The 13147-nt window shown below is 69.0% G+C and carries 13 protein-coding genes; 6 read left to right on the top strand and 7 right to left on the bottom strand.

The window, feature by feature from the left end:
* The first annotated feature begins 19 nt into the window (after positions 1-19).
* The 4 genes from mutL to AC1RU4_RS12375 all read left to right on the top strand — a co-directional run bounded on the left by mutL (position 20) and on the right by AC1RU4_RS12375 (position 4826).
* Positions 20-1924 (top strand): DNA mismatch repair endonuclease MutL, encoded by a 1905-nt coding sequence (mutL, locus tag AC1RU4_RS12390; RefSeq protein ID WP_492891402.1) that lies wholly within the window; start codon positions 20-22, stop codon positions 1922-1924.
* A 20-nt stretch (positions 1925-1944) separates the two neighbouring features.
* A complete protein-coding gene (locus AC1RU4_RS12385; protein ID WP_492891401.1) occupies positions 1945-3222 on the top strand; it encodes an NAD(P)/FAD-dependent oxidoreductase in 1278 nt (425 codons plus the stop codon).
* Positions 3223-3234: 12 nt separating this feature from the next.
* Entirely contained in the window at positions 3235-3756 is a 522-nt protein-coding gene (locus AC1RU4_RS12380; RefSeq protein WP_492891400.1) for a DedA family protein, read from the top strand.
* 98 nt (positions 3757-3854) lie between these two features.
* Positions 3855-4826, top strand: coding sequence for a GGDEF domain-containing protein (locus AC1RU4_RS12375; RefSeq protein WP_492891399.1), 972 nt, complete (start codon positions 3855-3857; stop codon positions 4824-4826).
* A gap of 90 nt (positions 4827-4916) precedes the next feature.
* On the opposite strand, the gene AC1RU4_RS12370 is transcribed toward AC1RU4_RS12375, so the two are convergent.
* The 6 genes from AC1RU4_RS12370 to AC1RU4_RS12345 all read right to left on the bottom strand — a co-directional run bounded on the left by AC1RU4_RS12370 (position 4917) and on the right by AC1RU4_RS12345 (position 10196).
* A complete protein-coding gene (locus AC1RU4_RS12370) occupies positions 4917-5126 on the bottom strand; it encodes a hypothetical protein (protein WP_492891398.1) in 210 nt (69 codons plus the stop codon).
* Positions 5074-5388: a BrnT family toxin gene (locus AC1RU4_RS12365; protein WP_492891397.1), complete on the bottom strand. Its 315-nt coding sequence runs from the start codon at positions 5386-5388 to the stop codon at positions 5074-5076. The genes AC1RU4_RS12370 and AC1RU4_RS12365 overlap by 53 nt, the downstream gene beginning before the upstream one ends.
* Before the next feature lie 232 nt (positions 5389-5620).
* Entirely contained in the window at positions 5621-6640 is a 1020-nt protein-coding gene (ilvC, locus tag AC1RU4_RS12360; RefSeq protein ID WP_492891396.1) for a ketol-acid reductoisomerase, read from the bottom strand.
* Between the two features lie 16 nt (positions 6641-6656).
* Positions 6657-7319, bottom strand: coding sequence for a TetR/AcrR family transcriptional regulator C-terminal domain-containing protein (locus tag AC1RU4_RS12355; RefSeq protein ID WP_492891395.1), 663 nt, complete (start codon positions 7317-7319; stop codon positions 6657-6659).
* 359 nt (positions 7320-7678) lie between these two features.
* Entirely contained in the window at positions 7679-8197 is a 519-nt protein-coding gene (gene ilvN, locus AC1RU4_RS12350; RefSeq protein WP_492891394.1) for an acetolactate synthase small subunit, read from the bottom strand.
* Positions 8198-8435: 238 nt separating this feature from the next.
* The gene (locus AC1RU4_RS12345; protein WP_492891393.1) at positions 8436-10196 is read right to left on the bottom strand and encodes an acetolactate synthase 3 large subunit; all 1761 of its coding nucleotides are present in this window, start codon (positions 10194-10196) and stop codon (positions 8436-8438) included.
* Between the two features lie 368 nt (positions 10197-10564).
* Between AC1RU4_RS12345 and dapB the strand changes: the two genes are divergently transcribed.
* Both dapB and AC1RU4_RS12335 read left to right on the top strand, forming a co-directional pair.
* Positions 10565-11380: a 4-hydroxy-tetrahydrodipicolinate reductase gene (dapB, locus tag AC1RU4_RS12340; RefSeq protein ID WP_492891392.1), complete on the top strand. Its 816-nt coding sequence runs from the start codon at positions 10565-10567 to the stop codon at positions 11378-11380.
* An 83-nt stretch (positions 11381-11463) separates the two neighbouring features.
* On the top strand, positions 11464-12087 hold the full coding sequence (locus tag AC1RU4_RS12335) for a 2,3-bisphosphoglycerate-dependent phosphoglycerate mutase (RefSeq protein ID WP_492891391.1): 624 nt from the start codon (positions 11464-11466) through the stop codon (positions 12085-12087).
* Positions 12088-12154: 67 nt separating this feature from the next.
* Here AC1RU4_RS12335 and AC1RU4_RS12330 read toward each other — a convergent pair whose 3' ends face one another.
* Entirely contained in the window at positions 12155-13144 is a 990-nt protein-coding gene (locus AC1RU4_RS12330; protein WP_492891390.1) for a TRAP transporter substrate-binding protein, read from the bottom strand.
* Positions 13145-13147 lie beyond the last annotated feature (3 nt).

Here is a 13147-nt window from a genome sequence, read left to right as displayed (position 1 = left end):
CGAATCGCGATTCTGCCCGATGCCGCTGCGCCTCCTGCCCTCCACGCTCGTCGACCGCATCGCCGCCGGCGAGGTGGTGGAGCGTCCGGCTGCGGCGCTGAAGGAGATCGTCGAGAACGCGCTCGATGCCGGGGCGCGGCGCATCGAGATCGTCATCGACGGCGGCGGGCGGCGGCTGATGCGCGTCACCGACGACGGGAGCGGCATGAGCGCGGCCGACCTGCCGCTGGCGGTGGAACGCCACGCCACCTCCAAGCTCGACGCCGAGGACCTGATGTCGATCGCGACCCTCGGCTTTCGCGGCGAGGCGCTGCCCTCGATCGGCGCGGTGGCGCGGCTGTCGATCACCAGCCGCCCGGCGGGCGCGGCGAGCGCGCATGAGATCCGCGTCGAGGCGGGGGCGAAAAGCGAGGTGCGCCCGGCCGCGCTCGGCCCCGGCACGCGGGTGGAGGTGCGCGACCTGTTCTTCGCCACCCCGGCGCGGCTGAAATTCCTCAAATCCGAGCGCGCCGAGACCGCCGCCGCCGTCGACGCGGTGCGCCGGCTGGCGCTTGCCCGCCCCGAGGTCGCCTTCACGGTCGTGACCGACGAGCGCGCGCCCGTCACCTGGCCGGCGCGCAGCGCCGACGCGAGCGGGCGCCGCGCCCGCATCGCCGACGTGCTCGGCCACGAGGTGGCGGCCAATGCGCTCGACATAGACGGGTGGCGGGAGGGGGCGCGGCTCACCGGCCTCGCCGGGCTGCCGACTTATTCCAAGGCCAATTCGCTGGCGCAGTATTTGTTCGTCAACGGACGCCCGGTGCGCGACAAGGTGCTGATCGGCGCCATCCGCGCTGCCTATTCCGACCTGCTGCCCTCCGACCGCCATCCGGTGACGGTGCTGTTCCTCGACCTCGACCCCGAGGGCGTCGACGTCAACGTGCACCCGGCCAAGACCGAGGTGCGCTTCCGCGATCCCGGCCTGATCCGGGCGCTGATGGTGCGCACGCTGACCGACGCGCTGATGGCCGGCGTGCCGCGCACCGCCTCGACCGCCGCCGACCGGCTGGTCAGCCTCGCCCGGCCGGGCATGGGATCCGGGCCCGGTGCGGCGGCGCCCTATCGCGCCCCCGATTATCGGGCCGGCTCCTTCGACTGGCGGCAATCATGGGCCAGGCCGGAGGGATGGACCGCGCCGGAGCCGACCGCCCCGGCGCAAGCCGGCTTCGCCGAAGATGCACAGCCCGGCTTCACGTCCATGCCGGCGGGGCCGGCGCTCGGCCTCGGGCTGGATCTGGGGCTGGATCTGGCCCCCTCGGCCGATGCCCGCGCCCATGAGGCCCCGGCGACAGCGGACGCCATGGACCGCCCGCTCGGCGCCGCCCGCGCCCAGCTGCACGAGACCTATATCGTCGCGCAGACGCGGGACGGCGTGGTGATCGTCGACCAGCACGCCGCCCATGAGCGCATCGTCTACGAGAAGCTGAAGGCGGCGATGGAGCGCGACGGCCTCGCCCGGCAGATGCTGCTGGTGCCGCTGGTGGTCGAGCTCGACCCCTCCGAGGCCGGGCGGCTGGCGGAGCGCACGGAGGCGCTGGCGCGCCTCGGCCTCGTCGTCGAGCCGTTCGGCCCCGGCGCGGTGCTGGTGCGCGAGGTGCCGGGGCTGATCGGCGAGGCGGATATCCCGGAACTGCTGCGCGAGCTTGCGGAGCATGCCGCGGAATGGGACGATGCGCTGCCGCTGGAGCGGCGGCTGCTGCATGTCGCCGCCACCATGGCCTGCCACGGCTCGGTGCGCGCCGGCCGGCGGCTGCGGCCCGAGGAGATGAACGCCCTGCTGCGCGAGATGGAACGCACCCCCAATGCCGGCCAGTGCAACCACGGCCGGCCGACCTTCGTGACGCTGTCGCTTCCCGACATCGAGAAATTATTCGCGCGCAGGTGACGCCTACCGGGTGATGTGCATTGACTGAGAACGGCCATCCGAACAGCTGGTACGTGGCGACCGCCGCGGCGATCGGCGATTTCCCCACGCTGAAGGGCTCGGTGCGCGCCGATGTCTGCGTCATCGGCGGCGGCTATACCGGGCTGTCCGCGGCCCTGCACCTCGCCGAGGCCGGGCTCGACGTCGTGCTGCTGGAAGCGGCCAGGGTCGGCTCCGGCGCCTCCGGCCGCAATGGCGGCCAGATCCATTCCGGCCAGCGCCGCGACCAGGACTGGCTGGAGGCGCATGTCGGGCTCGAGGAGGCCCGCGCGCTGTGGCGCCTCGCCGAGGAGGCCAAGGCCGAGCTCTACGCGCTGATCGAACGCCACGCCATCGACTGCGCGCCGCGCAAGGGAATGATCGTCGCCGACCACAAGCCGGCCTATGTCGCCCATTCGCATGCCTATGCCCGCAAGCTGAACGAGGTCTACGACTACCCCCACGCCGCCCCGCTCTCGCGCGAGGAACTGAGGGCGCTGGTCGGCTCCGACGCCTATTACGGCGGCATGATCGACCATGAAGGCGGCCACCTGCACCCGCTCAACCTGGCGCTCGGCCTCGCCCGCGCCGCGGCCGGTGCCGGCGCCCGCCTCTTCGAGCATTCCCGCGCCGGGCGGATCGAGGAGAACGGGAAGGTGCGGGTGGCGACGCAGGACGGCGTGGTCGAGGCCGAGTGGGTGCTCGAATGCGGCGACGGGCTGCAGGACGGGCTCGACGCCCGCGTCGACCGGCATGTGATGCCGATCGCCAACTACATCGCCGCCACCGAGCCGCTGGGCGCGCGGGCGCGCGAGATCATCGCCAATGGCGCGGCGGTGGCCGACAGCCGCTTCGTGGTCAACTACTACCGGCTGAGCGAGGACGGGCGGCTCTTGTTCGGCGGCGGCGAGAGCTATACCCGCCGGCTGCGCGCCGATCCCGGCGCCTTCGTGCGTCCCTATATGCTGAAGATCTTCCCGCAGCTCGCCGATGTGCGGATCGACTATGGCTGGGGCGGACTGCTCGGCATCACCATGACCCGCATGCCGTTCGTGCGCCGGCTGGGGCCGAAGGTGCTGACCGCCGCCGGCTATTCCGGCCAGGGGGTGATGCTGGCGCCGTATTTCGGCAAGATCCTCGCCGAGGCGGTGGTCGGCCAGCTCGGCCGCTTCGACCTGCTCACCCGCCTGCCGGTGCCGGCCTTCCCCGGCGGCCCGATCATGCGCTGGCCGCTGCTTGTCGCCGGCATGAGCTATTACGCCCTGCGCGACCGGCTGTGAGGGCCTTGCGCGATGGAAGCCGATAACTGGGCGCAGGCCGCGCTCGCCTTCGTCGAGGCGCATGCGCATTGGGCGCCCCTCATCGCCTTCGCCCTCGCCTTCGGCGAATCGCTGGCGGTGATCTCGCTGGTCGTGCCGGCCACCTTCATCCTGATCGGGCTCGGCCCGCTCATTGAGGCGGGCGGCATCGCCTTCCTGCCGGTCTGGGCGGGAGCGGCGGCCGGCGCGGCGCTGGGCGACGCGGTGTCCTACTGGGTCGGTTTCCACTTCAAGCAGCACACCCGCAAGCTGTGGCCCTTCACCACCCATCCGCAGATGCTGGAGCGCGGCGAGCGCTTCTTCCACCGCTTCGGCAGCTGGAGCGTGTTCATCGGCCGCTTCTTCGGGCCGATCCGGGCGGTGATCCCGCTGGTGGCCGGCATGTTCGCCATGCCGCAGCTGATCTTCCAGATGGCCAATGTCGCCTCGGCCATGCTGTGGGCCTTCGTGCTGCTGGCGCCGGGCGCGGCGGCGATGAAGTTCTGGGGCGGCTGAGCGGGATACGACACCATATCTGTCCTACCCGTCGCGGCGGGACGCGCTATACTCGCCGCCGCCGGCCCCGTCAGGGGCAGCTGACCGAGGGCTCGCCCATGCTGCGCGATTCGAGCTCAGCCGATGCCGCCCTGTCGAGCGAGGAGCTCGACATCGGCCCGGAGGTGCTCGGCATCATGCTGGGGCGCATGTTCGAATTCTCGCCGGTCGCGATGTCGATCTCCACCACCGGGCCGGGGATCAATCGCTATGTGAAGGTCAACGCCGCCTATCTCGCGCTCACCGGCTTCACCTGGGAAGAGATAAGCGGGCAGGACATGATCGCCCGCGGCGCCGTCGTCGATTCGCCCGAGCGCACGCGCCGGAGGCGGCTGCTCGACGAGGCCGGCAGCTACAAGCTTGAGGAAGTGACGATCCGCCATGCCAGCGGAAGGCTGATCCCGACCCTGGTGTCGGCGCAGCGCTCGGTGATCGACGGGGTGGTCTATGATGTCGAGATGCTGGTCGACATCGCCGAGCGCGTCGCCGCGCAGCAGGCCCGCGAGCGCGACCTCACCTCCGCGGCCGAGACCGACGGCCTCACCGGCCTGCCCAACCGCACCGGCTTCGACCGCCGGCTTGCCGAACGGCTCGCGGGGCCGGCGGCCGAGCGCCAGGTGGCCCTGGCCTTCATCGACCTCAACGGCTTCAAGCCGATCAACGACCGGCACGGCCACGGCATCGGCGACGAGGTGCTGCGGGAGCTGGCGGCGCGGCTGCGGCGCAGCTGCCGCGACGGCGACGTCGCTGCCCGCATCGGCGGCGACGAATTCGCCATCATCATGAGCCTGTCCTGCGGGGACACTTCAAGCCTGGATCCGTTGCTCGCCCGCATCGCCGGTTCGGTGTTCGAGCCGATTTGCATCGCGGATGGAACCACCCTGCAGGTGGGGGCGGCGATCGGCGTCGGCGTGCAGGCGCGGGCGGACGACACGGTGGCCGACCTGTTCCATCTCGCCGACCGGCAGATGTACGTCGCCAAGGCGACGGGGGAGGCGGTGTGCATCCGCATCGCCACGACCGGCGAGTGAAAGGACGAGGCGGCGGCGGAAGGCGCGGGCAAGCAAGGACAAGGGAAGACAGGGGTGCCGAACCGGTCGGCAAACGGGCCGGCGGGCGCGCTATTCGGCGGCTTCCGGCGGCGGCTTGCGACGGCTTTTCGCGGGGATGACGAGGTCGAACTCGGCGAGTTCTGCCTTGGTCGGCCAGGCCATATCCTTGTCCCAGGCCCAATGCGCGCGAATTTCCTCGTCCGACATGGCGTCGAACTTTGCCCAGTCAACTGTCTTTGCGAGACGTTCGGCCTCTTCCAATTGCTTCTTGGTAGGCACGCCGTTCACTCCGATTAGCAACTCGCAACGAGATGACGCGGCGACGCGTTCCCTTCCACTGCCATACGCAGAATAGCACACGCCCATCAAGCTCGGCCATGGTTTCAAAGCGCGGCAGGCCGTCGGGCGCCTTGGGTGACATGTCGGTCAGACATTCCCGCCCATCAAAGAGCAGCGATGCGATCAGAAGCGGCAAACCGCGTTTGGCACGATTCGCCACATCCTTGTCGTCGTCCCACTCGAAATCGTCGGTCTCACCCATGCCCGCGCCCCTCGATCTTGAATCGAGATTTCGCACATTTTGGGCGCGATGTTCATACCCACGATCATGGGTGGGATTGATATCGTGGCGCCGGCTGACACCGCGTGGATGGCCGGGTCAAGCCCGGCCATGAGGGCATGCGGGTGACGGCAGGCCGGCTCACCAACCGGCGCCTACCCGCAAACGAACATGGCCGGGACAAGCCCGGCCATGTCGCCGTGAGCGGAAACGCTCAGTTCTTCGCCTTGTCGACCAGCTTGTTCTTGCCGATCCACGGCATCATGCCGCGCAGCTTGGCGCCGACTTCCTCGATCTGGTGCGCGTCGTTGATGCGGCGGATGCCCTTGAAGCGGGCGGCGCCGGCGCGGTATTCCTGCATCCATTCCGAGGTGAACTTGCCGGTCTGGATGTCGGTCAGCACCCGCTTCATCTCCGCCTTGGTCTCGGGCGTGATGATGCGCGGGCCGGAGACGTACTCGCCCCACTCCGCGGTGTTGGAGATCGAGTAGTTCATGTTGGCGATGCCGCCCTCATAGATGAGGTCGACGATCAGCTTCACCTCGTGCAGGCACTCGAAATAGGCCATTTCCGGGGCGTAGCCGGCCTCGACCAGCGTCTCGAAGCCGGCGCGGATCAGTTCCACCAGGCCGCCGCAGAGCACCACCTGCTCGCCGAACAGGTCGGTCTCGCATTCTTCCTTGAAGGTGGTCTCGATGATGCCCGAGCGGCCGCCGCCGACGCCCGAGGCATAGGACAGGCCGAGGTCGAGCGCGTTGCCCGAGGCGTCCTGGTGCACGGCCACGAGGCACGGCACGCCGCCGCCCTTCTCGTACTCGCCGCGCACGGTATGGCCGGGGCCCTTGGGGGCGATCATCAGCACGTCGACGGTCGACTTCGGCTCGATCAGTCCGAAATGCACGTTGAGGCCGTGGGCGAAGGCGATCGCCGCGCCGTCGCGGATGTTCGGGGCGATCTCGTCGCGATAGATGTCGGCCTGCAATTCGTCCGGGGTGGCCATCATCATCAGGTCGGCCCATTTGGCGACCTCGGCGACGGTCATCACCTTGAGGCCGTCGGCCTCCACCTTCTTCGCGGTCGCCGAACCCGGCTTCAGGCCGATGGCGATGTCCTTGGCGCCGGAATCCTTGAGGTTGAGCGCGTGGGCGCGGCCCTGGCTGCCATAGCCGATGATGGCGACCTTCTTGCCCTTGATCAGGTTGATGTCGGCATCGCGATCATAATAGACGCGCATGGGTGTCTCCTGTGTGTCACGCGTTGGTCTTGGTGCGGCCGGGCGCCGTATGGTCCGGGCCGTAGAGGAAGAAGAACTGGTCGGTGGCGCGGGCGGCGTCGCGCTCGATCTCCGGCGCGGCGAGCGGGAGGGCGTCGCCGAGCAGGAGCCGGATCTGCACGTCGCGCCCGACAAGGCCGATGAAGGTGCGGAAGGCGGTCTCGGTGTCGTCGAAGGCGATGAGCCCGGCCTCGCGCCCGGCATCGAGCACCGGCTTCAGCCGCTCGCCGATGGCGAAGCGCCCGTTCGCCAGCATGATGGCGCCGAGATTGCTGCCCCGCGCGCCCGCCTGCGCGATGGCGAAGCGGTTGAGGGCGATCGAGGTGGGGCTGGAGATCACCGACAGCCAGTTGGCGGCGAAACGGATCAGGCTGTCCCTCAGCGCCAGGGCGTCGAGCTTCTGGCGGTCGTAATTGCCGGCGCGGACCTTGGAAGCCTGCCAGCGTACGGTCGCCGTCAGCAGCCCGTCGCGGTCGCCGAACCATTTGTAGAGGCTCTCCTTGGAACAGCTGGCGCGGCGCGCGACGGCGGTCATGGTGACCTCGCCGCCCTGCTCGACCATCAGCGTCAGCACGGCGTCCAGCACGGCCTGCTGCCGCGCCGTCAGCTCGTCGCCGCCCTGGTCGGGGATCGTCGCCATGTCCGTGGAAATTTCCGTACCGTACGTTACGGTTCCCTCCTACAGGAGAGCCGAACGCTCCGCAAGCGGCGACAAGGCGCCGGGCGGCACTTTTGCCGGCGCTCCCCTCGGCCGAACCGCTCGCGGAGGAACGCCATCGTGGAGGAACGCCACCCTGGGGCCGACCCGTAATTCCCCTCCGGCGGAGACCGAAGCGGGTCGGCGAGCGGACGCGCCCTGGGGGAAACCGCGAGCCCCCCTCACCCCAACCCTCTCCCCGACGGGGAGAGGGGGAAAGGCGCCATCGCCGGGGAGGCCTGCGTCATTACGGCCGGGCTTCTGGCATGCGAGCGCCGCAGCCGCGTCGCCCGGCCCGCCCCTTACATCGGCTCCGGGCCGCGGCCGATGGCGGCGACGCCGGTGCGCGAGACCTCGACGAGGCCGAGCGGCGCCAGCAGCGAGACGAACTGGTCGATCTTCTCGGGCTTGCCGGTGATCTCGAACACGAAGCTCTCCAGCGTCGTGTCGACCGTCCGGGCGCGGAAGCTGTCGGCGATCAGCAGGGCTTCCTGGCGGATCTCGCCCTTGCCGCGAACCTTGATCAGCGCGAGCTCGCGCTCCACCGCCTTGCCGGTGAAGGTGAGGTCGACGACGCGATGCACCGGCACCAGCCGCTCCAACTGGCTCTTGATCTGCTCGATGATCATCGGCGCGCCGGTGGTGACGATGGTGATGCGCGAGCGATGCGATTCCTGGCTGACCTCGGACACGGTGAGGCTGTCGATATTGTAGCCGCGGCCGGAGAACAGACCGACGATACGGGCGAGGACGCCCGGCTCGTTGTCGACGAGGAGGGACAGCGTGTGGCGTTCGGCGGGTTCGTTATTGACGGGGGGCATGGGGTGCTCGGAAAGCGAGTGAAAAGCTGCGCGGGACGAAAGAGCGGCAGGCTCCCTCTCCCCGACGGGGAGAGGGTTAGGGTGAGGGGTCTACAAGGCTCCGCAATCGTCCGGCCCCTCACCGACCCGCGGAGCCTGTCCTCGGGCTCGCCATCGGCGAGACCCGTGGGCGGGCCACCTCTCCCCAATGGGGAGAGGGAAAGGAAGAGCCGGCATGACGGAGCGTTCCCAGCCCGCCTCACACCAGCATCTTGCCTTCCTCGCTGATGGCCTCGTCCAGCGCCTCGGGATGATCGGGCATGATCATCTCGTTATGCGGCTTGCCCGACGGGATCATCGGCAGCACGTTTTCCATCTTGTCGACCAGGCAGTCGAACAGCACCGGCCGGTCGACGGCCAGCATCTCCTGGATGGCGCCGTCGAGGTCGCCCGGCTTCGAGCAACGGATGCCGACGCCGCCATAGGCCTCGGCCAGCTTGACGAAATCGGGCAGCGATTCCGAATAGGAATGCGAGTAGCGCCCGCCATGCAGCAGGTCCTGCCACTGGCGCACCATGCCCATATATTCGTTGTTCAGCACGAAGATCTTCACCGGCAGGTTGAACTGCAGCGCGGTGGAGAGCTCCTGCAGGCACATCTGGATCGAGGCCTCGCCGGCAATGTCGATGACGAGGCTGCCGGGATGCGCCACCTGCACGCCGATGGCGGCGGGCAGGCCGTAGCCCATGGTGCCGAGGCCGCCGGAGGTCATCCAGCGGTTCGGCTCCTCGAAGGGGAAGTGCTGCGCCGCCCACATCTGGTGCTGGCCGACCTCGGTGGTGATGTAGACGTCCTTGTCCTTCACCGCCTCATAGAGTCGCTGCACGGCGAACTGCGGCTTGATCACCTCGCTGGAATTCTGGAACGACAGCGACTTGCGGGCGCGCCAGCGGTCGATCTGTCCCCACCAGGAGGCGATGGCGCGGCGGTCCGGCTCGACCTTCATCGCCCGCCAGAGCGTGAGCATGTCCTCCAGCACGTGCTTGACGTCGCCGATGATCGGGATGTCGACCTTGACGTTCTTGTTGATCGAGGACGGGTCGATATCGATGTGGATCTTCTTCGAATCCGGCGAGAAGGCGTCGAGGCGGCCGGTGATGCGGTCGTCGAAGCGCGCGCCGACGCACAGCATGACGTCGCAATCATGCATCGCCATGTTGGCTTCATAGGTGCCGTGCATGCCGAGCATGCCGAGCCACTGCTTGTCCGAGGCCGGATAGGCGCCCAGCCCCATCAGCGTCGAGGTGACGGGATGGCCGGACAGGCGGGCGAATTCGCGCAGGAGGCGGCTCGCCTCCGGCCCGGAATTGATGACGCCGCCGCCGGTGTAGAAGACCGGCCGCTTGGCCTTGGCCAGCAGCTCCACCGCCTGGCGGATCTTCTCGCCGTCGCCCTTCAGCCGCGGCTGGTAGGTCTTGTGCTGGATGTTCTCGGGGCCGACATACAGGCCGCGTGCGAACTGCACGTCCTTCGGGATGTCGACGACCACCGGGCCGGGACGGCCGTTCTGCGCGACATAGAACGCCTCGTGCATGACGCGGGCGAGATCGTTGACGTCGCGGACCAGGTAATTGTGCTTGGTGCAGGGCCGGGTGATGCCGACCGTGTCGCATTCCTGGAACGCGTCCGAGCCGATCAGATGCGTCGGGACCTGGCCGGTGATGCAGACCAGCGGGATGGAATCCAGCAGCGCGTCGGTGAGGCCGGTCACCGCATTGGTGGCGCCGGGGCCGGAGGTGACGAGCACGACGCCGACCTTGCCGGAGGAGCGGGCATAGCCCTCCGCCATGTGGACCGCGCCCTGCTCGTGGCGCACCAGCACGTGGCGGACCTGGTTCTGGTGGAACATGGCGTCGTAGATCGGCAGCACGGCGCCGCCGGGATAGCCGAACATATGTTCGACGCCCTGATCGATCAGGGCCTGCATCACCATTTCGGCGCCGGTCATCTCGCGCATCATGGTCGTTTCCTCGTTCCTGCGAAGTGCCTGCCTGCGAATACCCTGCCGGGGTAGCGCCTGCCGCGTGTGACTTGGTCCGGCCCGGCCCGGAAAATCAAAAGGCCCCGTCAGGGGCCCGTTTTCGCGCGTCACCGTTGGGCGGAGATGCCGTCAGGCAAGCTCCGCGGCGACGCGCCGTCCTACGATAAGGATAATATTGTTGCGCATGTCGGCGCCGCTCCTTCGTAAAGTTGCGCGAGCTTTACCGGCGCGCGGCGTGCCCGTCAAGCGGCATCGCGAGACGAGCGAGAATGACGTGCGAACAAGCACTTTTCGTGGCAGGCCCGGCCCGCTATACCGCAAGCGGACATAAGGGAGTGCCTCGCACCATGTCGCAGATGCGGCTCGTCATCGTCGGCGCCGGCGGGCGCATGGGCCGCGCGCTGATCAGGGCGGTGGCGGAAGCGCCCGACCTCGCCCTTGCCGGGGCGGTGGTGTCGCCGGGCAGCGACAATCTCGGCCGCGACGCCGGCGAGCTTGCCGGCCTGCCGCATCTCGGCGTCGAGGTGACCGACGACGCCCTGCCGCTGCTGGTTCAGGCCGAGGGGGTGATCGACTTCACCGTGCCGGCGGTAAGCGTCGCGCTGGCGGCGCTGGCGGCGCAGGCGCGCATCGTCCACGTCATCGGCACCACCGGCTGCTCGGGCGAGGACGAGGCGAAGATCGACGCCGCCTCGCGCCACGCCGCCATCGTCAAGTCGGGCAATATGAGCCTCGGCGTCAACCTGCTGGCGGCGCTCACCCGGCGGGTCGCCCGCACGCTGAACGAGGATTTCGACATCGAGATCGTCGAGATGCACCATCGCGCCAAGGTCGACGCCCCCTCCGGCACCGCGCTGCTGCTCGGGCACGCGGCGGCGGAAGGGCGCGGGGTCGATATCGGCGCGCAGGGCGTGTTCGCCCGCCATGGCCATACCGGCGCGCGCCGGGCCGGCGATATCGGCTTCGCCACCCTGCGCGGCGGCTCGGTGGTCGGCGAGCACAACGTGATCTTCGCCGGCACCGGCGAGCGCATCGAGCTGGCGCACAAGGCCGAGGACCGCATGATCTTCGCCCGCGGCGCGCTCGCCGCCGCCCGCTGGGCGCGCGGGCGCAAGCCCGGCCGCTATTCCATGATCGACGTGCTCGACCTCACCGATTTCTAGATAATCCACCGGACCGCGGCCGCCTCGCGCGGCCGTCCCCCCAATTCGCCGAAACATCTTTGCCCTCACCCGGAGACCCGCCGATGTCCGACCGCCTTCTCGTGCTCGTCCGCCATGGCCAGAGCGAGTGGAACCTGAAGAACCTGTTCACCGGCTGGCGCGACCCGGACCTCACGGCGCAGGGCGTCGAGGAAGCCAAGGCGGCGGGCAAGCGGCTGAAGGCGGAAGGCTACCGGTTCGACCTCGCCTATACCTCGGCGCTCTCCCGCGCGCAGAAGACGCTGGACCTGGCGCTGGCCGAGCTCGACCAGACCGACCTGCCGATCACCCGCGACCTCGCGCTGAACGAGCGCGACTATGGCGACCTCTCCGGCCTCAACAAGGACGATGCTCGCGCCAAATGGGGCGAGGAGCAGGTGCTCGTCTGGCGCCGCTCCTATGACGTGCCCCCGCCCGGCGGCGAGAGCCTGAAGGACACGGTGGCACGCACCCTGCCCTATTACGTGACGCAGATCCTGCCCAAGGTGCTGCAGGGCAACCGCGTGCTGGTCGCCGCCCATGGCAACAGCCTTCGGGCGCTGATCATGGTGCTGGAGAACCACACGCCGGCGAGTATCATGAAGCGCGAGCTCGCCACCGGCGTGCCGGTGATCTACCGGCTGAAGGCGGATTCGACGGTGGAGAGCGTCGTCGACCTCGCCGGCTGACGACGCGACCGTCTCCGGGAGATCGACGCCGGACGGGCGAGCCGCCCGGCTTGCTGCCCTTCAGGCCTCAGAGGCTGGCGCCGATCTTGCGCAGCTCCGGCAGGATCGGCGCCTTGGGCACCCAGATCTTGTCGTATTCGACGATGATCGGCGCCGAATCCTCCGCCGGCGGCACGATCACCTTGATCGGCTGCGCCTCGAAATTCGTCACCAGCTTCGGCTCGTTGGTGACGGTCTCCTCGACCTGCACCGCCAGCGCCGCCTTGATCGCCTCGGCGATCAGCGCCTTCTCCTCGGCGGAGAACTGCTGCCAGGCGCGGCCGGAGGCCAGCGCGATCATCGGCATGAACACCGCGTTCATGCGCATCATCACCTTGGACACCTTGTCGAAGCGCTGGTTCCAGGAGAAGTCGAGATCGGCCTCCAGCCCGTCCACCTGGCCGTTCGACATGGCGTCGAACACCTGCGGCGTCGGGATCGGCGTCGGGGCGGCCCCGAGCAGCTGGTAGAAGTCGCGGAAGGCCGGCGTCGTGTTGATCCGCAGCTTCATGCCCTTGAGATCGCCGATGGTCTCGATCGGCTTGGCCGAGAACACCGCGCGGATCGAGGTGATGCCCCAGCCGAGGCCGAGCACGCCGGCCTCCTTCGGCAGCGGCTCCAGCATCTGCGTGGCGATGGGGTGCTGCACCAGCTTGGCGGCCGCGGCGGTGGAGCGCACCACATAGGGCGCGATGATGGCGGCGATGTTCGGCACCCGGTTGCCGACCTCGCCCGCCTGCAGGAAGGCGAAGTCGAGCGCGCCGGTCTGCAATTGCTGCAGCATCGCGCCCTCGTTGCCGAGCTGGCCGGCCGGGAACACGGTGAGGGTGAGCTTGCCGCCGGTCTTCTCCTTCAGCGTCTCGCCGACCTTCAGGGCCGCGTTGTTCCAGGGATGGCCGGGCGGGGTGATGATGCCGAGGCGCAGTTCGCGGGCCTGGGCGCGCAGCAGGCCGGGAGCGGCGACCGATAGGCTCGCACCCGCTGCCGTGGCGGCGAGGAAGCGGCGGCGTGACAGCATGAC

This window comes from Ancylobacter sp. GW821-FHT10E12 (assembly GCF_058809335.1).
The sequence above is the reverse complement of the archived record's forward strand: the minus strand, read 5'-3'. Positions and strand labels throughout refer to the sequence as shown.